General features: G+C 40.2%; 21 protein-coding genes. 20 read left to right on the top strand and 1 reads right to left on the bottom strand.

What is annotated here, in order from left to right:
- Nucleotides 1-67 precede the first annotated feature (67 nt).
- The 14 genes from E6139_RS19885 (at nt 68) to E6139_RS19820 (ending at nt 12,845) form a co-directional block, all read left to right on the top strand.
- The gene (locus E6139_RS19885; protein WP_316405282.1) at nt 68-463 is read left to right on the top strand and encodes a hypothetical protein; all 396 of its coding nucleotides are present in this window, start codon (nt 68-70) and stop codon (nt 461-463) included.
- 39 nt (nt 464-502) lie between these two features.
- Entirely contained in the window at nt 503-1,240 is a 738-nt protein-coding gene (locus E6139_RS19880) for a hypothetical protein (protein WP_316405281.1), read from the top strand.
- Between the two features lie 250 nt (nt 1,241-1,490).
- On the top strand, nt 1,491-2,285 hold the full coding sequence (locus tag E6139_RS19875; protein WP_316405280.1) for an SDR family oxidoreductase: 795 nt from the start codon (nt 1,491-1,493) through the stop codon (nt 2,283-2,285).
- A 166-nt stretch (nt 2,286-2,451) separates the two neighbouring features.
- Nucleotides 2,452-3,000: an XRE family transcriptional regulator gene (locus tag E6139_RS19870; RefSeq protein ID WP_316405279.1), complete on the top strand. Its 549-nt coding sequence runs from the start codon at nt 2,452-2,454 to the stop codon at nt 2,998-3,000.
- Nucleotides 3,001-3,014: 14 nt separating this feature from the next.
- A complete protein-coding gene (locus tag E6139_RS19865) occupies nt 3,015-3,689 on the top strand; it encodes a hypothetical protein (RefSeq protein ID WP_316405278.1) in 675 nt (224 codons plus the stop codon).
- Nucleotides 3,690-3,979: 290 nt separating this feature from the next.
- Nucleotides 3,980-7,528, top strand: coding sequence for an InlB B-repeat-containing protein (locus E6139_RS19860; RefSeq protein WP_316405277.1), 3,549 nt, complete (start codon nt 3,980-3,982; stop codon nt 7,526-7,528).
- A gap of 406 nt (nt 7,529-7,934) precedes the next feature.
- Nucleotides 7,935-8,825, top strand: coding sequence for an SDR family oxidoreductase (locus E6139_RS19855; protein WP_316405276.1), 891 nt, complete (start codon nt 7,935-7,937; stop codon nt 8,823-8,825).
- 172 nt (nt 8,826-8,997) lie between these two features.
- Nucleotides 8,998-9,570 (top strand): alkaline shock response membrane anchor protein AmaP, encoded by a 573-nt coding sequence (gene amaP, locus E6139_RS19850; protein WP_316405275.1) that lies wholly within the window; start codon nt 8,998-9,000, stop codon nt 9,568-9,570.
- A gap of 11 nt (nt 9,571-9,581) precedes the next feature.
- Nucleotides 9,582-9,782: a DUF2273 domain-containing protein gene (locus E6139_RS19845; protein ID WP_316405274.1), complete on the top strand. Its 201-nt coding sequence runs from the start codon at nt 9,582-9,584 to the stop codon at nt 9,780-9,782.
- A gap of 59 nt (nt 9,783-9,841) precedes the next feature.
- Nucleotides 9,842-10,429 carry an Asp23/Gls24 family envelope stress response protein gene (locus tag E6139_RS19840; RefSeq protein WP_316405273.1) on the top strand — a complete coding sequence of 196 codons (588 nt, stop codon included), beginning with the start codon at nt 9,842-9,844 and terminating at the stop codon, nt 10,427-10,429.
- A gap of 35 nt (nt 10,430-10,464) precedes the next feature.
- Nucleotides 10,465-10,713 carry a GlsB/YeaQ/YmgE family stress response membrane protein gene (locus tag E6139_RS19835; protein WP_316405272.1) on the top strand — a complete coding sequence of 83 codons (249 nt, stop codon included), beginning with the start codon at nt 10,465-10,467 and terminating at the stop codon, nt 10,711-10,713.
- Nucleotides 10,714-10,718: 5 nt separating this feature from the next.
- Nucleotides 10,719-11,210 (top strand): isochorismatase family cysteine hydrolase, encoded by a 492-nt coding sequence (locus E6139_RS19830; protein ID WP_316405271.1) that lies wholly within the window; start codon nt 10,719-10,721, stop codon nt 11,208-11,210.
- Nucleotides 11,211-11,472: 262 nt separating this feature from the next.
- Nucleotides 11,473-12,057, top strand: coding sequence for a hypothetical protein (locus E6139_RS19825; RefSeq protein WP_316405270.1), 585 nt, complete (start codon nt 11,473-11,475; stop codon nt 12,055-12,057).
- 221 nt (nt 12,058-12,278) lie between these two features.
- On the top strand, nt 12,279-12,845 hold the full coding sequence (locus E6139_RS19820; RefSeq protein WP_316405269.1) for a hypothetical protein: 567 nt from the start codon (nt 12,279-12,281) through the stop codon (nt 12,843-12,845).
- A gap of 471 nt (nt 12,846-13,316) precedes the next feature.
- Here the strand turns inward: E6139_RS19820 and E6139_RS19815 are convergent, their stop codons facing one another.
- The gene (locus E6139_RS19815) at nt 13,317-14,219 is read right to left on the bottom strand and encodes a LysR family transcriptional regulator (protein WP_316405268.1); all 903 of its coding nucleotides are present in this window, start codon (nt 14,217-14,219) and stop codon (nt 13,317-13,319) included.
- A gap of 184 nt (nt 14,220-14,403) precedes the next feature.
- Here E6139_RS19815 and E6139_RS19810 point away from each other — a divergent pair, with 184 nt between their 5' ends.
- From E6139_RS19810 to E6139_RS19785, 6 genes are all read left to right on the top strand, one after another.
- A complete protein-coding gene (locus E6139_RS19810) occupies nt 14,404-14,661 on the top strand; it encodes a hypothetical protein (protein ID WP_316405267.1) in 258 nt (85 codons plus the stop codon).
- 37 nt (nt 14,662-14,698) lie between these two features.
- Entirely contained in the window at nt 14,699-15,445 is a 747-nt protein-coding gene (locus E6139_RS19805) for an SDR family oxidoreductase (protein WP_316405266.1), read from the top strand.
- 203 nt (nt 15,446-15,648) lie between these two features.
- Nucleotides 15,649-16,131, top strand: a complete 483-nt coding sequence (locus tag E6139_RS19800; RefSeq protein WP_316405265.1) for a PTS glucose transporter subunit IIA — start codon at nt 15,649-15,651, stop codon at nt 16,129-16,131.
- 72 nt (nt 16,132-16,203) lie between these two features.
- Nucleotides 16,204-17,034, top strand: a complete 831-nt coding sequence (locus tag E6139_RS19795) for a PRD domain-containing protein (RefSeq protein WP_316405264.1) — start codon at nt 16,204-16,206, stop codon at nt 17,032-17,034.
- 131 nt (nt 17,035-17,165) lie between these two features.
- Nucleotides 17,166-18,752 (top strand): PTS transporter subunit EIIC, encoded by a 1,587-nt coding sequence (locus E6139_RS19790; protein ID WP_316405263.1) that lies wholly within the window; start codon nt 17,166-17,168, stop codon nt 18,750-18,752.
- A gap of 15 nt (nt 18,753-18,767) precedes the next feature.
- The gene (locus E6139_RS19785; RefSeq protein WP_316405262.1) at nt 18,768-20,231 is read left to right on the top strand and encodes a glycoside hydrolase family 1 protein; all 1,464 of its coding nucleotides are present in this window, start codon (nt 18,768-18,770) and stop codon (nt 20,229-20,231) included.
- The last annotated feature ends 16 nt before the right edge of the window (nt 20,232-20,247 follow it).

Below are 20,247 nucleotides of genomic sequence, written 5' to 3'. Positions count from 1 at the left end.
CATCATCCACGATTGAAAAAAATAAGAGTACAACTTAAATAAGCAACTTGAAAAGGAGAAAGAGTTTATGAAAGAACACGGATTATCTGAACGACAACTATTCAGCCTAACACGCAAAAACTTGGAAAAACGCATCAATCACTATTATCACGATACGAATGACGGCAATGGCGCGATCGAATTGTTGGTAGCGCTTCAGGTACGAGATGAACTATGCGAAAAGGATTTTTCTTTTATGCTGCCTGAATTGGTGAAGCACATCTTTATGCACACACGTTCAACCGCTGTGTTACGGGAGCTTTACATGTATTTCGCGGAGTATTTCGAGAAGAAAGAATGGCGGTTATTGCAAATTAAGCTATTCCCAGCGAAAACTTATTCGGCGATCACTGAAAAACTGAAGGGGCTGTTTACCCAATTTATCGAGGTACCGTTAACAGGATTGGCTGGCTCGCTCCAGTGAGTTGAATAGGGAAAAATACGAAAGAAAGGAAGGAATTCTATGAAAGTCACAGCATCAGCACTGGCACTCGATGCCGAATTCGGCAGAAGCGATGGCAGAGCCCATCATTTGCGCTTCAAAGATTTTGATCCGACGAAAGACGTGGATGAAATCAAAGCCTCATTATCGAAATTGACCAAGCTGAGTATTTTCGATAAGAATGATATCAGCCTATTTGATAAAGTCCGTCATGCGACGGTGATCGAAAAGAAGGAAAGAATAATTTTTGACAAAAAAAAATCAGCGAAGAAGGGCGTAAATCAAACGCCAATCACTTCGTTTGTGGTGGAAGAACCAACACCCGTGCAAGTAGTACATGAAAAATCAGACCCAATTGAAGCAAGTCCCATTCCACAGGTGCAAGAGCCTGTTAATTATATAGAATACACAGAAGCGATCGAAGATATTCACGGTCCAGAAGAATTGAACATTACGAACGAGTTTCCGAAACCGGGCTGGTTGATCCAGACCATTGAATTGCCAGCGAATGTCCATTCGTGGGATTTAAGTAAAGAGTATGTTGTTCTCCTGTTGAACGCTTGTTTACCCGCGCGTACGACACTGGAGGATATTGAAGCGGATGATCAATCCGTTCCAGCAAAGCTGATTGTTTCTGCAACAATTGAAGAAGCGTCAGCAAAAATAGAACAGGTGGATGTTCCAAACAAGGAATCGCCACCAGTAAATCCTAAGAAAAAACGTAAGCGGCTGCTAGAACGCGTCCGGAAACGCGAGTAGCGAGCTGAGTCTGTTTGATCAGAAATCCAACGTTGGTATGATACGGATCAGCAGGCAATTCAATTGAATATTTTTTAAGCCCGTTTAACCAGCGGGCTATTTGGCTTGTTCCAATATAGAGAAACGCTGTAGACGTAAGGAACACGTTACGATTGACCGGCGATCATACTAATTGACAGCTCCTCCAACAAGCTATTAGAATTCGATTATCACGTTATCGAATTTTTTGAAAAAACTGGGGGATTTTGAAATGGAATTAGGCTTATCAGGAAAACCAGCGTTGGTCACTGGTTCAACTAAAGGAATCGGCAAGGCCATAGCATGGGAGCTGGCAAAAGAAGGGGCGAATGTCATCGTAAACGGGCGACATGGTCAGGCGGTCGATGAAGTCGTGTCAGAAATAAAATCGGTATTTCCACAAACAACCCCGCAAGCCGCCGCTTACGATCTATCCAAGGAAGGTGAGCGGGAAAAGCTGTTTGAGGCTTATCCAACAGTTGATATTTTGATCAACAATATGGGGATCTTTCAGCCGACAGATTATTTTGACCTCACGGATGAGGTTTGGCAGCATTTTATTGATGTGAACTTTTATTCGGGAAATGCCCTCGCTAAATTTTATTTGCCAACGATGCTGGAGGAAGATTTTGGTCGGATTATCTTTATCGCCAGTGAAGAGGCGATCATGCCTTCGGGTGAGATGCCGCAATACAGCATGACAAAAACGATGAATCTTTCGTTGGCGAAAAGTTTGTCTAAGTTAACAAAGGGCACTAATGTAACGATCAACACAATCATGCCGGGCTCTACCTTAACTGAGGGTGTGCAGCAGATGCTGGTGGACATGTATAGCGAGACCGATATCCCAGAAAGCGAATGGGAAAGTGACTTCATGAAAAATCACCGCCCGCTTTCGCAAATCCAGCGTTTGATCCGCCCAGAAGAGATCGGACGCTTCGCTGCTTTTGTCTCAAGTCCCTATGCGCGATCCTTTTCTGGAGCGGCATTACGTTTGGATGGCGGATTAGTTCCAACGATATTTTAATAGTAAAAACGAATTGCCAGCTTATGGGTCGGCAGTTCGTTTTTTTGTAGCCTATAAAAGAGTTTTGATAAGGATTCACTTTTTTCATCCTATTGACAAATCGGGTGAATACGATTAGTTTTACACTATAGTGGATTTTATCCAAGATAGTAATTTGGAGGTTTCAATGATTTCAGCAAATGAAATGATCAGTCGCAATATCAAACGAATTCGGCAGGAACGAAATTTAACGTTGGATGATTTGGCGCGTTTGTCGGGCGTGAGTAAAAGCATGCTGAGTGAGATCGAGCGCTGCACCAAGAGTCCAACAATCTCAATGCTGGAGAAAATTTGTACTGGGACCAATATTCCATTAGCGCAGTTGACGTATATGGAGACGCCTGAAGTCTCGGTGATCAAAAAAAGTACGACGAAGCATTATTCGACTTCGGAGGGTTTTGATACCTACAATTTATTCGAGTTTGATCCGGATAAAAGGTTTGAGATTTTGCGCCATGTGATCGCGCCGCATTCAGAGCGGATGTCGGAATATCATGAAGCGGGGATTCGGGAATACATTATCTGTACGCAGGGAGTATTAGATATTCAAGTTGGGGAAAAAAGTTTTGTGCTGGAGGAAGGCGAAGCGATCCAATTTTTAGCGAATTGCAATCACAAGTATATGAATACGACGGATGAAGAGACGAGAATCTTGATGCTGATGTTTAGAGAATAGAAAGAAGGGGTCAAATGAAAGGGTATAGTGTTCGGCTGGTGAGGCTGATATTCGGGTTGTTTTTATTTGCGTTAGGGTCGTTTTTGACGATTCAGGCAAATATTGGTTTGGCTTCTTGGGAGGCCTTTAGTATGGGGGTCGCGAATCTGACAAATCAAACGTACGGAAATATTTTGATTATCAGTGGTCTATTTATTTTAGTTATCGATGTTTTGTTAAAGGAAAAGATCGGCTTCGGCACGATTCTCAACACGATCTTGATCGGGGTATTTGTCGATATGATCCAAGCCTTCGATATTATTCCCCAGATGAACAATTTCTTTTCGGGGGTATTCATGCTTCTGCTGGGTCAGGTGTCGATCTGTGTCGGCAGCTACTTTTATATCGGAGCATCAATGGGTTGCGGTCCGCGGGATGCGCTGATGGTGGCACTGGGCAAACGACTGCCGAATGTACCGATTGGGATCGTTCGCGGGGCCATCGAAGGGACTGTCCTGTTGATCGGCTGGCTGCTTGGTGCGAGGGTGGGGATCGGAACGGTTATTTCGGTCTTCGGCATCAGCTTTATTTTGGAAACGACCTTCAAGTTGCTGCACTTTGATGTGACAAATGTAGAGCATGAAAGTGTTGTTGATACGGTGAAGAATTTTCAGCTTTTAGCTGGAAAGAAAAGTGAATCCTCAAAATAGTTTCATGTAGGTTCAATCCGAACGCTCAACAGTTTCTTGTTGGGTGTTTTTTTCAATTATCGTTTCCGATTATACGGCAGAAAACTGGATGAAACGTAAAGGAAAATAACTAAATAACCGACAAGACCAAAACAAATCTTTCGTTTTGGTCTTATTTCTTTTTCTTTCAACTCCATTAATTTTATGGGCTTAGACTATTGTTATTTAGTCAATTCTTGGATTCTTTTCCTTTAAAATAAAAATAAGAGGAATTGTATGTTGGAAACTGGGCCATTAATGGGGGAATACATATGAAAAAAACGTGGAAAAAGAAAATATTTCAGGGGTGTTTCAGTACAAAAAACGGCAGTCGTCGATGGTTTTGTTTTATACTTTTAGTTGTTTTATTATTGGGGAATTATCTGGTGGTTCCTATGATGGCTTTTGCGGAAGATACGGCAGCTTCAACCATTGAAAAATCGGGAGAAATAGACACGACCTTAACCACTATTTCAGACGAACCAAGAGTTCAATCCGATTCAAAAACCACAGGTGCTTCTCTTAGAAACGAAACTTCTTCATCAGAAAAATCAGTTCCTAAAACAGAGGATTCGTCAGTTAAAAGAAATAAAGACGATCAAACGGATTTGCCAGCAAATTCTGGTGATTGGACTGGGGTTGTTTTTGAGGGCAGAGTGCAGCTTACTGCATATTCAGGTGATCCGACACATATTAAGGTTCCGGCTAAATACAATAATATGCCCGTTCAGATTGACTTAGAGGACGTACTCGGTGATCATCTACAAAAAACAACTGAGACATTTGAGATTGAGCAAGCAGAATCTGGCGAACTTCCTGTGAAAATCACGGGTACTTTTCACGGATTGTTTGCTAAGGTAAATATCTATGATGAAGTAGAGGGGGTTGCCCCGATTGAGTCGGTTTCTTTTGGCGATGCGGATACTTCGGCGATTACGGATATGAGTTACATGTTTGCGCAATGTGATTCGTTAGAAACATTGGATATTCGCTCTTTAGATACTCAAAATGTGACCACTATGTATCAAATGTTTAGTACCTGTAAAGGATTGACGGGGTTAAATCTGACGAACTTTGTTACGGATAATGTAACGACGATGGCTCGGATGTTTGAAAACTCTAACAGTCTAGTGTCTATTGATATGTCAAGCTTCAATACAGAAAAGGTAACGGATTTTTCCTATATGTTTAGAAATTGTTTGAGCGTTTTATCGTTAGATCTTACACATTTCAACACTGCGAAGGCTGAAACGATGCGAAACATGTTTGATCGCTGTCATGCGATGACTACCTTGGATTTATCGAGTTTTGATACGAGTAATGTGACGACGATGGAGTATATGTTTGGCAATTGTAAAGAACTTACGACGATTAATATGAAACAGTTTGATACGTCGAAGGTCACAACCATGTATTTTATGTTTGCCAACTGTTCTAAACTAGCTTCTTTAGATCTTTCGAACTTTGATACGAGTAATGTGACGACCATGTCCTATATGTTTGCCGGTTGTAAGTTATTGTCAGAGGTAAAAATCAGTCATTTCGATACTAAAAAGGTTACGAATGTTTCCTACATGTTTCATCAGTGTTTAGCGCTTACAACTTTGGATCTGGCAAGTTTTGATACTTCCAGTGTTCCTAAGTACTATGGCTCCTACATGTTTGCAGGATGCAATAATCTGAATCGTTTAAGGATCAGCAACGCCTTTAAATTTCAGACAGATTTTGGATTGTTAGAGCTTCCTGCTTCTAGTAATGAAGGAAAAACACTCTCTCATTGGATTCGAGATGATGGGGAAGAGAGATACGATTCAACAACGGCTTTTATTGCGGCGCATAACGAGCTGGCTCAAACAGCCGTTCACATTTATTCGATTCAGAAGAGTCATCTTGTCAGCTTTGACTTGGCAGGCGGCAGCGGCGATCCGATTTCAAATCAAAGAGTATTGGAAACGAAGACTGTTGTTAATCCGAATTATCAGGGAACAAAAGCACATCATCAGTTCAACGGCTGGACTTTAGGAGGTGAGCCATTCGATTTTCAAACGAAGGTATCTGCACCGTTGGAATTGACGGCGGATTGGCTAATAAACACTTATGAGGTTCGATTTCATGGGAATACAGGGCAAGGTGCAATGTCTAATCAATCATTTGACTATGACGAAGAAAAAACACTATCTCCAAACCTCTTTTCAAAAGTAGGCTATACCTTTAAAGCGTGGAATTCTAAAGCGAATGGGACAGGAGAGCATACCTATCAAGATGGACAATTAGTAAAGAATCTTTCTATTGTAGATGGGGATATAATTGATCTTTACGCACAATGGCAACCCAACAGCTATCAGATACTTTTTGATACGAATGGTGGAATAGGAGACATGGCTCCATTAGAAATGACTTATGACAAAGAGGTCATTCTGCCAGAGAACATATTTACTAGAAAAGGCTATCAATTCCAGGAATGGAACACAGATCAGGCAGGTGGGGGAAATGGGTACAAGGATCAGGCGCCAGTAAAAAATTTGACTGCGATGAATAATAGTACCGTTTCGTTATTTGCACAATGGCGACAAATCAACTATACAGTGACATTTGATAGTCAAGGCGGCGACGCGATTTCTGATCAAACGTATACAGTGGAACAAGGGATAAAAACCTTCCCTATACCAAGTAAGCAAGGCTTCACGTTCCTTGGGTGGTATGAGGGTGAGACGAAAATCGAGACCATCTTGGATGGCGAAATCGGGGATCGAAAGCTGAAAGCGAAATGGAAAGCAATCGAGTACAACGTTGATTATGATAGTGACGGTGGTTCTACTATTGATTCGCAAAAGTATACGATTGAACGGGGAATCGATTCTTTACCTACACCAAGCAGATTAGGCTATTCCTTCGATGGCTGGTACGAGGGCGAGAAAAAAATTGAGCGTATCTCTGTTGGTGAAGTGGGGAATCGTTTGTTGAAGGCAAGGTGGACGCTTGTTGACTATCGAATTACTTTTGACGACCCAACACTCTCAGCGATTACCTATACAGTGGAGTCAGATACGATTAAACTGCCGATCAGAACAAGGACTGGCTACACTTTCTTAGGCTGGCTGATAGCAGAGGACACCATTGCCGGAGTGCTTAGTGAGCAACCAATGATTGTACAGGAAATCAAATCAGGTACAACTGGGAATCTTAAACTTAGTGCTCAATGGAAAGCCAATCAATACACGATCACCTTTGATCCAAATGGTGGAAGCGGTGAACTGTCGCCACAAACATTGAACTATGACGAATCAGTGAAGCTGTCTGCGAACAAGTATACTCGCGTCGAGCATGCGTTCACAGGTTGGAACACGCAAGCAGATGGCAAAGGGGCAGACTTTGCTGATCAACAGGAAGTCAAAAATCTACTTGCGGAGGCAAATGGCAATCTCACCTTGTTCGCGCAATGGAAGAAGACGAAGTCAGCGTTGGAGGAACTCGTCAACAAAGAAACCGGAGCGAAGCGCAACAAAAATGACTACACCCAAGAGAGCTGGAAAAAGTATGAGGAAGCCTTGAAAAAAGCACAAGAAGTGATCGCAAACCCGAACGCGACTGAAGACGAAGTCAAAACAGTATTGTCTGAGTTGCAAGCAGCGATCGCGAATTTGAAACCGATCAAGAACAACGATCAGATCGCGCCAACTAGTACACGCAAAGCTTATCCGACAAGCGCAGCCAAGAGTTATCCGAGGACAGGTATGCTGGCAGGTTTTGGGTTAATGATTCTAGGAGTCGCTTCAGTCGGAACGGCGCTGGCTGGTTGGCTGAAACGAAACGGAAAATAATTGATTCAAGCAGATCCCAAAATACGTATAGGAAGCAATGAAGACCAAAACGAGTTCGTTCGTTTTGGTCTTTTTTCTAAGCACGCAATAATTGAAGGAAACGAAGTGATTCTTTTACGGTCATTCGATATTCAGGGAAATTGTCATCGTTTCTTTTTTGCAGTGCTCATCTTTTGATGCCTCTATTGATGATTATCTATTGAGAAGGGTGATTTGACTTGTTTACTAACAAGTTTAACAGAAAAGTTATTTGTAATTTAAGCGTTAATTAATTTTACATAACTTATCCTCAATATAATGTCAAACAGGACGCTTAAATAATGTGAATTTGGATATTATGAGCAAAATGTTGTGAAAATAATACAAAGGGCGTTAGGATATAATTAGAAAGTGAGGAAGATAATTTATGAAACCAATTTTAAAAGATCCTAGAGAACTATTTTACGGAGGGACCTTTGCGAAACAGGATCAGAAAACTCCCGCACTGCAAACCGAAATGAAGCCGCAACCCGATTGTGGCGAAGAAAGCTATGTTGGTAGTGGAAAATTAGAAAATCGTCGTGTATTAATTACTGGAGGAGATTCTGGTATTGGTCGTGCGGCAGCGATTGCCTATGCACGAGAGGGAGCAGATGTCGCTATCCAATTTTTCCCTGGTGAAGAAGAGGATGCACAAGAAGTCGCAGAACTGATCGAAGCAGCAGGAAGAAAGGCATTATTACTGGCTTATGATCTACGCCATGATGATGCGCCGCAGGAAATGGTGAAACGTACGGTCGAAGCGTTTGATGGGTTAGATACCTTAGTGTTGAATTCAGCGCAACAGATTTCTCAGGAATCGATTGAAGAGTTACCGATTAAACAAGTAGAGGACACCTTTAAGGTGAACATTATTTCGATGTTTGCACTTGTTCAGAAAGCTTTGCCACATCTACCTGCTGGAAGCAGCATTATCACAACAACTTCTGTTCAGGCGTTTAATCCTAGTGATCATCTAATGGATTACGCAGCGACAAAAGCCGCGATCGCGAACTTTACTGTTGGCTTGGCACAACAATTGGCGAAAAAAGGGATTCGGGTAAACGGCGTTGCACCAGGTCCTATCTGGACACCATTGCAATTGGATCAAGGTCAACCGAAAGATGCACTGCCTGAATTTGGACAAGATTCACTTCTTGGCAGAGCGGGTCAACCGGCAGAATTAGCTCCAGTATATGTCTTCTTAGCGTCAAATGATGCAAGTTATGTTACTGCACAAATTTATGGTGTTACTGGTGGAGAAGCAATTAATCTCTAAGGAGGGATTGTCAATGATCCATTTGATCGAAGCACTTGGTATTTCATTAATCATCAATATGGTTGCTCTGGTGTTTAAAAAGCGGCAACCAGCTGCTGCAATGGCACGTGTGAAAAACCGTTAACAGCTTATCACAGCTGCTAACGAGATGTCCTTTAAAGGAGGTGCACCTATGAACCGTGGAGTAAAAACCATCGGAATCGTTCTTTCCCTGATTTTGATGTCTGTTCTATTAGTCATTATCGCATTTACTTCGCCTTATTTAAATTTACCGTTTGGCATCGGTCGAGGAGAGTTTTTACGAAGTACGCTAACCAATTATATGTTTCGGCAATACCTGTTTTGGGTAGCGCTCGTCTTTGCGGTTGTCCTTTTGATTGGTATTTTGGTTCTAATCTTCTATCCAAAGGTCAAACAAACTTTTGTTTTAAAGGAAGAAAAGGGACGACTATCTTTAGATAAAAGAGCCATCGAAGGGTTTGTTCGTTCGAAATTACAAGGGATGGGCTTCGTAGCATCACCCAACGTTAAGGTACGAGCAACAAAAAGACAGATAAAAGTGAAAGTGAAGGGTCAATTGACTCGGACCTCTTCATTAATCGGGAAAACGAATGCCTTGATGGCAGAGATCCAGCAGGAGCTGCAGGAGATTCTAGGCAGTCAAGAAAAGGTAAAAGTAAACGTTGCGTATACGTCTTATGAGGAAGACAAAGAGCCAACAGAAAATCGCTCACGAGTGGAATAGGAGGGAGTCCCATGAAGGATTTATATCATCAATACAAGCTCCCGATTATTTTCGGGGCATTAGGCTTGATTCTAGCGATATTGTTTGTGTCGATCGGTTTTTTTAAAACACTGTTAATCGTTTTATTGACAGGTCTAGGCACAGCACTTGGTTATTATTTTGAACAAACAGGCATGCTGGATGAACTTTTTAGTGATAGAAAGAACTATTAAAGGTTTTTTCCGCAGAAGAGAACGAACAACTATTTTTATACAATCAGGAGGATTTTACTATGGAAAACAATTTTGAAAACAAAAACTTTAATGAGAAGGCAGTTACACCAAACTCAAATCAAACAAACACAAATGCTGATGAAACAGTCAAAGGTGATTTAGTTTATGATGACAAAGTGATCCAAAAAATTATCGGTGTCGCGATTGAAAAAATCGATGGGCTCCTAAGAGTTGACGGCGGATTTTTCTCAAACGCAAAAGAAAAATTGGTCAATACAGACGATGTGACTGCTGGGATCGAAACAGAAGTTGGCAAAAAACAAGTTGCAGTTGATATGGATATCGTGGTGGAATATGGCAAAGATATCGAAGAAGTTGCGAATAAAATCAGAAAAGTGATTCGCGATGAAGTTCAAAAGATGACTCATCTGGACGTGATCGAAGTAAATATTCGTGTGGTAGATATCAAAACCAAAGAAGAATTTGAAGCAGACAGCGAAACCGTGCAGGACAAAGTAACCAGTGCAGCGAAAACGACTGGCGAATTTGCCTCAAAACAAACAAACAAAGCTAAAGATGCGATGAGTAATGGCGCAGATAAGGCACAAGAAAAAATCGAAGAAAATCAAGAATCACGCGTAAAATAATTACACAAACATTTACAACATAGGAGGAATTTATCATGGGTTTATTATGGTCATTAATTATCGGAGCAGTCATCGGTGCAATCGCCGGAGCAATTACAGGTAAAGGAAGCAGCATGGGATGGATCGCGAATATCGTAGCCGGACTAGTTGGTTCAGCATTGGGACAAGCATTGTTAGGTTCTTGGGGACCTTCATTAGCCGGTATGGCGCTAGTGCCTTCAATTATCGGTGCAATCATCCTAGTCTTGATCGTTTCATTCTTCTTGGGCAGATCAAATAGGTAAGCACGATGCTAGTGATTGTGGATATGCAAAAACGTATCTTGGACGAAAAGGATGAGAACTTCGTTGCAGGTGCAAATACGATCATTCCAAAGATACAGCAGCGTCTGAAAAAGGCGCGCGCATCTGACGAGCTGATCCTTTTCACCAGAGATATTCCGATCGAGCATAAAAATGAATCCGAAGAACTGGAGAGGCTGCAGATCGTTGAGGACTTGACTCCTTTACCAGAGGAATACGTCTTCAAAAAGAACTATTACGCCTTGCCGCCGGAATCTTTGATCCGTGTTCGAGGATTAATAGAAGAACGAAAAGAAGAAAAAAGCCGCATCGAAGTCGTTGGCGTGGAATTAAGCTTATGTGTGTTAGCCAATACCTTGGCATTGCAGGGAGCTCTTCCAGAAGCCAACTTCTACGTGGACTCAGAGCTTGTCGCAAGCAACCAATTGCACGAAGCGACCTTAAATCTGATGCGTAGCTTTAATATTGAAATCGAGTAATCATTGACTCTAACTTTGTGGCTAAAGTTAGAGTTTTTTTGTGATTAAATTGGCGTTTTGGTGAAGTTGTCAATAGATTTATTTTTTCTAAATAATTAGTTTTTTTTACTATTGTGTTTTCTCTAGTCAGCCGGCTTTGACGCCCTTATACTAATAGAAGAAATCTGCAGTAAAAAGTGCGAAGCGTCATACAAAATTATGAAAGCGGTTGGATTGCTTTTTCTACTATTGAAATAGACAGATTGAAGTGGGAGATTGATAGATGAAGATAAAATATGTAAAGAATAAGCACCCTTTTGGCGAGTATCGTGCGACTCGGGTCGTTTGGATCACGACATTAGATAATCAATCATTGTTCAAATGCGATGTTGTGGATAAGGAGGGCAATATCCTTTATCGGATCTTAGAATTGCCAGATGAGGAGGAATTTGAAATTTTCGATAATGATCTGACAGTAGAGGAACTCAAAGAAATCACAGCATTTATAATGGAAGGGGACGGCGAGCTTGAGGAGGAATGGCAAGATTATTTTGATTACGAGAATGAAAAAGATATGTCTATCGTGCTAGGATATTTTTCTTATAGACTGGCTACATGCCATTCATTGGCGCGTAAAAGTAATAAAACTGAGGATGTCATTATAAAATTCGGTTTTGATTCCAGTAAAGGATTAGATGGCGAGAATTTTTCTGAAACAGTCCATTTTAAAAAGGATGCGACCGAAGATTATGTGATTGAGGACTACTTACTACCAAAGCTTCTTGAACGGGAGGATTGTGACCGGTTCCGTGTATATATAGCTAAAGCTGGTGTGGTCAATAGTTATTTAGTGACGATCCAGGAATGAGTCTTAAAAAAAGGGATTTACTGACTAAAGCTTGAAAATATTGGAATTAGCAAAGCTTGTTGGAGGAGTTTTTGCAGCTCCTTTTTTACGAAACGCGCGAAGTGGTCAATTGATTTGTTTTTTATAAATAAAAAGCGTTTTTCTTACGAGTCCTTCTCTAGGCAGATGGCGTACTTTAAATTATACTGAGAAAAAGGACGAAGGTTTGGGAGGTGGTCAGTATGAGAGTCAAGTATCAAAAAAGACGCCAGCTATTCGGGGAGTATCAAGCGAGTCACGTGATTTGGATCAATACGCTGAAGGACGAGGTATTGATCAAGTTCAATATTTTGGATCAGGCGGGGAACCTGCTCTACAAAATAATGGAGCCGCCAGAAAGTGACAATTATGAGTTGACCCAAGCGAACATCAGCGCGGAACAGATCAATGAGATCCAGCAGCTTTTAATGAAAAATGATCCTGATTTCGATTGGCAATACGATGCAGATGTTGCGTTGATACTAGGCAGTTTTGGCGAAAGTCTGGCCAGACGTCATTGGCTAATTAGAGACAGCAAAAAAGAAAGCGATGTCATCGTAGATTATATATTTGAGTCTGACGCTGAACACGCGAATGAAGAAATCTTTCAGACCGATTATTTCGAGAAGGGGATCACCGAAGAGGAAGTAATCGAACAATATTTACTGCCGAAAATGATCGAACGTAAAGATGTCGATACCGTTCAGGTTAATATCGCAGAAGCCGGAGTGGTCAACAGCTATCGGGTGACGATTCAGGAGTGTGATTGAGGGTTATTATTGAGGAGCTCGAATTCGGGCTTCTTTTTGAAACAATGTATACGAGTTATTAAAAAAATGCTTATAAAGCCAAACAACCAAATACCATTCAAAATCAACTGCACCTCAAAAGTTAGATTTTTTCGGAGTAGAGAAATCTACTCCGTTTTTTGTTGTTAAATTAAACGATTATGCCGCTTCCTGTGCTGTTTTTCGAAACTGAACAGGGCTTTTTCAGTTCCGTTTCTGTTTCATCCGATGATTGTTGTAAAAGTAGATAAAATCAGCAACCGCGTAGCTTATCTATAGATTCGTACTGTTTTTTTATATTAAGATGAGAAGATGCTGCAAATCTTTTTGAAAACATGAGAAAATCTAACTGTGAGTTATACCTATATTTCAAAGTGTAATATTATAAGTCTAAATAAAAAAATAATTTCACAAACTATTCTGAGTCTTTCTCAAAATATTATTAGCATGAGTCTATTCATTACCAATATGAAAGATAGATTTGATTGCATTCAGAAAAAGCTCGGCTGCTGGAGAAAATATCTGATATTTTTTCCAAATAATATGTAATCCAGATTCTAACTTAGGTTCCAAAGGTCTGAATGTTAACTCGGAATTTGGCATCGTATTTATCATTTTATCGAAAGATACCAGATATCCAAGCCCCTCTCTGACCATAATTGCAGGATTAAAACCTAGTGAAAACGTTGTAACAACATTCAGGTGCTCGAAAGATTTTCCAAACCATTCGGAAAACTCATTTTTTGATAGGGTCTGTTGGCTGGCTTGTCTGGACAAAAGTAGAGGCACATCCAATAGATCTTTTACTGTAACAGATTGCTTCTCTGCTAGTGGGCTATCTTTGCGCATTACGACTCCCCAAGTATCTTTGTTTGGTAACGTTAAGTAATCATATTTTGATAAATCGACCGGATCAACGACGATTCCAAAGTCATCTAGCCCCCGATCAAGACGCTCCATCACATCTTGAGAATTCCCACTAAATAGGTGATAACACATATCAGGATATTCATTCTGTAAACTGACAGCAGCTTGGGCAAAAAACTTAAAAGCATCTGTTTCAGCACCGCCAATATAGACATCTCCGCCAGTCATGTGGTCCATTGTTAAAAACTCTGTTTTGGTTTTTTCAAACATTTCAATGATGTCTTCAGCTCTTTTTCTTAGGAGCATTCCTTCATCTGTCAATTTGACACTATAGTTACTACGCGTAAATAACTTTTTCCCTAACTCATTTTCCAATTCTTTCAGTTGTTTGGATAAGGTCGGTTGCGTAACGTGTAAAAATTTTGCGGCACCAGTCATGCTTCCTTCTCTTGCGACAGCTAAAAAATATTTCAGAACTCGAATATCCATCGTGACACCATCCTTTTTAAAATTATAATAGCACGATCAGATATTCCTTTCAAGAATACCTAGTTATAAGATATAAGTATTTGATATTTTTGTGTTCCTGAAATAGAATGAAAATGTAAACAAAAGTGATAGCTTACTTGAAGTATTGGAGAGAAAAAATCAATTAAGTTCAGAGGTTATTTCAATGGATGTTCTTGGGACTCAAGGTGGTGAAGGTATGGCGAAAGCGACAGATTTGAATGAACAGATAATTCAAAATCTTGAGGATTCTGGTATCAATTCTGAAATGATCACTCAGTTTTTTAAAGCTTTCCAGAATGGAGACATTGATAGTCAAAGGAATTTGCTGGTAAAACAAAAATGTCGATTAATCGATCAATTACATACAAAACAAAAGCAAATTGACAGTCTTGATTATTTAATCTTTAGATTGAAACTTTAAGATTAAAGTGAACTTAATCAAAAAGGAGAGACAGGAAATGGCAGTAACAGACAAAGTAGTTATTATTACAGGGGCATCATCTGGAATTGGTGAAGCAACAGCAAAGCTCTTAGCTTCAAAAGGGGCAAAAATCGTTTTGGGTGCTCGCCGAGAAGACAAACTTAAGCAAATTGCGAAAGATATTAAAAGTAATGGTGGAGAGGCTGTATACAGAGTTACTGATGTGGTGAACCGAGATGATAATTCAGCACTTGTCCAACTCGCAAAAGATACATTTGGGAAAGTCGACGTCATCTTTCTAAATGCTGGAATCATGCCGAACTCTCCTATGTCAAAACTGAAAGTCGATGAATGGGATGCCATGGTCGATATTAATATCAAGGGCGTTCTTAATGGAATCGCAGCAGTTTTGCCTATCTTTACTGAACAAAAGTCAGGCCAGATCATCGCGACTTCTTCTGTAGCCGGCTTAAAAAATTATCCCGGCGGTGCTGTATATGGTGCGACCAAATGGGCAGTACGCAACTTGATGGAAGTATTGAGAATGGAATCCGCTCAAGAAGGAACGAATATTCGTACAGCAACGATTTATCCAGCCGCTATTAATACGGAATTGCTAGATGCTATCACCGATGAAAATACTAAGATTGGCGCGACAGAATTATACAAACAATACGGAATTACTCCGGATCGAGTAGCGAATGTGATTGAATTTGCCATCAATCAACCTGAAGATACAAATGTCAATGAGTTTACCATTGGGCCTACTAGCCAGCCTTGGTAAAATAGGGTGAGTTTTTAGGATTTAGTTTTCCTAATTGAATAAAAATGAATGAACATTTCAATATTTATAGTTTCATTAGAACGTAATCAATGAGGGTCACTCTTCGGAGGCTTTACCACTGATACGATAAAGCCTCTTTGCTTTTTTGTATGGTGAAGCTTTCGGAGTTTTTTTACAGAATAACTGATAAGGGAATGATTAACATGTTTGGCTTTTTAAAAAAGAATGGATCTGAGGAACTCCTTTCTCCAGTTACTGGGAAAATGATTCCACTTGAAAAAGTGAAGGATGAAGTTTTTTCTTCTAAAATGATGGGAGAAGGAGTGGCCTTTGAACTTAGTGAGAATACGGTATGTTCTCCAGTGGATGGGGAAATCACCATGATTCCAGAATCGTTACACGCTTTTGGCGTAAAATCCGATCAAGGAGCGGAAGTATTGGTTCATGTTGGGTTGGATACAGTGAACTTGGGTGGTCGCGGATTTACTAAATTAGTCAATCAAGGCGCGAAAGTCAAAAAGGGCACACCTATTTTACAGGTCGATAGAGAGAGACTACTTGAGGAAAACATGACATTAACGACGCCGATGATTGTAATGAACACGAGTGATTTTGAGGTTGCTTTATTGGAAGCAGAAACCGTTTCGTCCGGTGAAACAAAGGTAATGATACTTAAAAAGAACTGAGGAGGGATGAACACCGTAGTGGGTAAATGCTCTGATTAAGTTTATCAGTATGTGAGAAAGTAGGGAGAAGAAGTGGAAGTAGTCAAGCATATTAACAATAATGCGGCAATGGCGAAAGATAATCATGGCAATGAAATTATTATTTTAGGTGCAGGAGTAGGCTTTAAAAAGATGCCGTATGAGCTGACAGATCTTTCAAAAATAGAACGGTCATTCTATGATGTCGATAATAAGTATGTAGATATGATTACAGCATTACCACAAGCAATCATTCTGGCGAGTGCAGATATTATCGAGCAAGCTGAAATAAATCTGGATTGTGATTTCAACCCTAACTTAACATTCACTTTAGCTGATCATATCAATTTTGCCATTGAAAGAATGAACAAAGGCTTAGATATTACGGTCCCGTTAGCATATGACGTACGGCATTTATATCCCGAAGAATACGAGCTAGGAGTCTTGGCATTAGATATTATTGAAGACTTTTCAAAGATCCGATTACCAGATAATGAAATCATTAATATTGCCTTGCATTTAATTACTGGTCAATTAGAAACAGGAGACATGCATTCAGCTATGCTAACAATGAAAACGATTTCTGAAGTAAAAGCAATTATTGAAGAAGAGCTCGATCTTGACATTGACGAAAATGGGCATCCTTATTCTAGACTAGCAACACATTTAAGGTATTTGATTCATCGTTTAGCCACCGGAAAACAGATCGAGCAGTCCAGTTCAAGCATGCTGCGATCGATGATGAGAGAATATCCATGTATATATGTCTGTGCCAACAAGGTTTCGGATTATTTCAAGGAAGAAAAAAATTGGATTTGCGGTGAAGACGAGCTGTTGTATCTGATGCTGCATATTAATCGATTGAAACAAAAAAATGAAGAATAGATTTTGCTAGCTGGAGTGTTACCCTTAATCGGAGCATTACCCACAGCAGACCGAATCCTAAAAGGGATTGGTTTGTCGTGGGTTTTTATTTACCTCAAAATCAGCTTTTTCCCATTATTGGAGGGATAGATATGGCGAATAAGGATTCATTATCGGAAATAACAGAGCTTTGTGGTGGTCCGAAAAATATTAAAACCGTAAAAGAAAATGGGAAGGTACTTAACATAACTATAAAGGATCGCAGTTTAGTCCAACTCAAGGATTTAGAACAGCTTGTGGATGTAAAGTTGGCGCAATTAAAAAATAGTCGGCTTAAAGTTACATTTATTAATCACGATATGGAGGAAAAGAAAATGGCAAAAGCGAAAAAGAGTTACACCAATATCGCACAAACAATTGTTGAAAATGTTGGGGGACAAGAAAATGTTTTGGGAATGAGACACTGTATCACGCGTGTACGATTTCGTTTAAGAGACGAAGCAATTGCAAATGATGACGTATTGAATAATACAGATGGGATTATTTCAGTCGTTAAAGCTGGCGGAGAATACATGGTCGTTATTGGTAATGAGGTAGGTGAGGTCTATGAGGCTGTGAGTAAACAACTTGGTCTAACGGATGATGGTGCCGTTGTTTCTGAGGATAAGAGTGAGAAGAAAGTTAACCCATTAGTTCGTGTATTGAATACAATCGTTGGCAGTATTAGTCCGGCTTTAAATTTCATTTGTGCGGGTGGGGTCTTGAAAGGGTTACTGACCGTTTTAACAATGACTGGGGTTTTGGCCGAAACTAGTGGACTATATATGTTAATGAATGCAATGGGGGATGCAGTATTTTATTTCCTCCCAGTGATTCTAGGCTATAACTTAGCCAGACACTTAGGTGGAGAACCATTTTTAGGTTTAGTCATTGGTGCAATTCTTTGTTATCCGACCGTGAACGCCGTGGATATTCCATTATTTGGGCAGGTTGTTAATGCAACTTATACTAGTTCATTTTTGCCTGTAGTGGCAATCACAGCGGTTGCAGTGCCATTATCAAAATTTCTGAAAAGATATATTCCAACAGCAGTCGAGGGATTCCTAGTACCAGTGATTACTTTGCTAATTGTTATTCCGCTAGGTTTCTTGATCATCGGCCCAGCAGTGACAGCCGTTGGGGGAGCTGTAAATAGTGGGATCACCTTCTTGTTAAACACGGTGCCACTAATTGCTGGTGTGGTCTTTAGTGGAGCCTATCAGATTATGGTTCTGTTCGGAGTTCATAGTGCTATGACTTCCTTTTCGTTCATGAACGTTTTAGCAGGAAATCCCGATCAAATCATGGCTTTGGCTATGTTTCCAAGTTTTGCACAAATCGGAGTTGTTTTAGCAGTGTATCTTAAGACAAAAGATAAGAAGCTAAAAAGTATTGCGTTGCCAGCATTTATCTCAGGTATTTTCGGAGTAACTGAGCCAGCCATTTATGGGGTAACTTTGCCTCGCATTAAAATGTTTGTCATTTCATGTATTGGAGCGATGACTTCTGCGATCGTAGTGATGCTCTCTGAGACGACTATGTACAATTTTACTGGAATGGGTGTAGTAGCCTTATTAGGCATGGTTTCACCTGAAAATCCAAATTTCTTTTATCCGATTTTAGCAGCAGTTGTTCCGTTCGTCGTGTCATTCATTATAGCATTTGTAGTATTTAAGGATAAAGAAGCGGAAGCTAAATAGGAGAGGTTGAGATAAATGAGTATATTTCCAAAGAATTTTTTATGGGGTGGAGCCACAGCCGCCAATCAAATAGAAGGGGCTTGGCAAGAAAAGGGAAAAGGTATTTCTACAGCGGATATCTGTACAGGAGGATCACATAAGCAAAGCAGAAGAATTACCACTATACTTGAAGAGCAAACATTCTATCCTTCACACGACGCCATCAATCATTACTATCATTACAAAGAGGATATTGCATTATTTGCTGAGATGGGTTTTAATGTGTACCGTTTTTCGATCGCATGGACACGTATTTTTCCAACCGGTGAAGAACTAGAACCGAATGAAGCTGGATTGAAATTTTATGATAAAGTGATAGACGAATGTTTGAGTCACGGGATTGAACCCTTGATTACCATTTCCCATTTTGAGATGCCTTTTCATTTGACTCAAAAATACAATGGGTGGGTGGATCGCCGATTAATCGAGCTGTTTGTTCGTTATGCGGAAGTGCTGTTTAAACGATACGCTGGAAAAGTGAAGTATTGGCTTACCTTTAATGAAATTAATTGTGCGACAATGGCGCAAGGAAACTTGCAAGGAACTGGTATCTTCAATGGAGAGTCAAATGACTTCATGAAGCAAGCAGATGATCCCCAACTTCGCTTTCAAGCGCTACATCATCAATTTTTAGCAAGTGCACTAGCTGTCAATTTGGGACATTCGATTGATCCAGATTATAAAATCGGGTGTATGCTGGCAAACTTTACGAGTTATCCATTAACTCCTAGTCCAGAAGATGTGCTGGAGAATCAAAGAGCTATGCGGATGTCCAATCATTTTTGCGGAGATATCCAAGTTCGTGGTGAATACCCTAGTTTTTCAAAGCGTTACTTTGATGAGCATAACATTCGCATCGATAAGCAGTCTCAGGACGATGAGATTCTAAAAGAAGGAACAGTCGATTATTACTCTTTTAGTTACTATACCTCTTTTTGTCAAACCACCGATCCTAAAGAATTAGCTGCTGGAAATGTTTTTGGCGGAGCACCAAATCCATACTTAAAAGCAAACGACTGGGGATGGCAGATTGACCCATCCGGACTACGTTTTGCCTTGAATGAGATTTACGATCGTTATCGGATTCCGTTGATGGTGGTAGAAAATGGATTAGGTGCTAAAGACATCGTAGAAGCAGATGGATCAATTAATGATGATTATAGAATCGACTATTTGAAACAGCATATTGAGGCGATGAGTGAAGCGATATTGGATGGCGTAGATCTGATTGGTTATACGCCTTGGGGCTGTATTGATTTAGTTTCTCTATCTACTGGTGAAATGGCTAAACGATACGGGTTCATATATGTTGATCGTCATGATGATGGAACGGGTGATTTTTCACGAAAACGTAAGAAGAGCTTTTATTGGTATAAAAAAGTAATTGAAACAAATGGAAGTGACTTATCGAACACTATTGAGGAAGTAGAAAGTAAATAGTGATTACCACACCTTG

Origin of the sequence: Enterococcus sp., assembly GCF_032555305.1 — a bacterium.
In the GTDB taxonomy this organism is placed as follows: Bacteria; Bacillota; Bacilli; order Lactobacillales; family Enterococcaceae; genus Enterococcus_A.
Note: the sequence above shows the minus strand (reverse complement) of the source record. Positions and strands in the feature narration are given on the sequence as shown.

Excerpts from the sequence above, each read along its gene's own strand:
- E6139_RS19790 (WP_316405263.1), top strand. The coding sequence starts at position 17,166 with ATGGCGAATAAGGATTCATTATCGGAAATAACAGAGCTTTGTGGTGGT.
- E6139_RS19845 (WP_316405274.1), top strand. The coding sequence starts at position 9,582 with ATGAAGGATTTATATCATCAATACAAGCTCCCGATTATTTTCGGGGCA.
- E6139_RS19805 (WP_316405266.1), top strand. The coding sequence starts at position 14,699 with ATGGCAGTAACAGACAAAGTAGTTATTATTACAGGGGCATCATCTGGA.
- E6139_RS19880 (WP_316405281.1), top strand. The coding sequence starts at position 503 with ATGAAAGTCACAGCATCAGCACTGGCACTCGATGCCGAATTCGGCAGA.
- E6139_RS19870 (WP_316405279.1), top strand. The coding sequence starts at position 2,452 with ATGATTTCAGCAAATGAAATGATCAGTCGCAATATCAAACGAATTCGG.
- E6139_RS19855 (WP_316405276.1), top strand. The coding sequence starts at position 7,935 with ATGAAACCAATTTTAAAAGATCCTAGAGAACTATTTTACGGAGGGACC.
- E6139_RS19820 (WP_316405269.1), top strand. The coding sequence starts at position 12,279 with ATGAGAGTCAAGTATCAAAAAAGACGCCAGCTATTCGGGGAGTATCAA.
- E6139_RS19800 (WP_316405265.1), top strand. The coding sequence starts at position 15,649 with ATGTTTGGCTTTTTAAAAAAGAATGGATCTGAGGAACTCCTTTCTCCA.
- E6139_RS19860 (WP_316405277.1), top strand. The coding sequence starts at position 3,980 with ATGAAAAAAACGTGGAAAAAGAAAATATTTCAGGGGTGTTTCAGTACA.
- E6139_RS19785 (WP_316405262.1), top strand. The coding sequence starts at position 18,768 with ATGAGTATATTTCCAAAGAATTTTTTATGGGGTGGAGCCACAGCCGCC.
- E6139_RS19830 (WP_316405271.1), top strand. The coding sequence starts at position 10,719 with ATGCTAGTGATTGTGGATATGCAAAAACGTATCTTGGACGAAAAGGAT.
- E6139_RS19825 (WP_316405270.1), top strand. The coding sequence starts at position 11,473 with ATGAAGATAAAATATGTAAAGAATAAGCACCCTTTTGGCGAGTATCGT.
- E6139_RS19815 (WP_316405268.1), bottom strand. The coding sequence starts at position 14,219 with ATGGATATTCGAGTTCTGAAATATTTTTTAGCTGTCGCAAGAGAAGGA.
- E6139_RS19885 (WP_316405282.1), top strand. The coding sequence starts at position 68 with ATGAAAGAACACGGATTATCTGAACGACAACTATTCAGCCTAACACGC.
- E6139_RS19835 (WP_316405272.1), top strand. The coding sequence starts at position 10,465 with ATGGGTTTATTATGGTCATTAATTATCGGAGCAGTCATCGGTGCAATC.
- amaP (WP_316405275.1), top strand. The coding sequence starts at position 8,998 with ATGAACCGTGGAGTAAAAACCATCGGAATCGTTCTTTCCCTGATTTTG.
- E6139_RS19840 (WP_316405273.1), top strand. The coding sequence starts at position 9,842 with ATGGAAAACAATTTTGAAAACAAAAACTTTAATGAGAAGGCAGTTACA.
- E6139_RS19875 (WP_316405280.1), top strand. The coding sequence starts at position 1,491 with ATGGAATTAGGCTTATCAGGAAAACCAGCGTTGGTCACTGGTTCAACT.
- E6139_RS19810 (WP_316405267.1), top strand. The coding sequence starts at position 14,404 with ATGGATGTTCTTGGGACTCAAGGTGGTGAAGGTATGGCGAAAGCGACA.
- E6139_RS19865 (WP_316405278.1), top strand. The coding sequence starts at position 3,015 with ATGAAAGGGTATAGTGTTCGGCTGGTGAGGCTGATATTCGGGTTGTTT.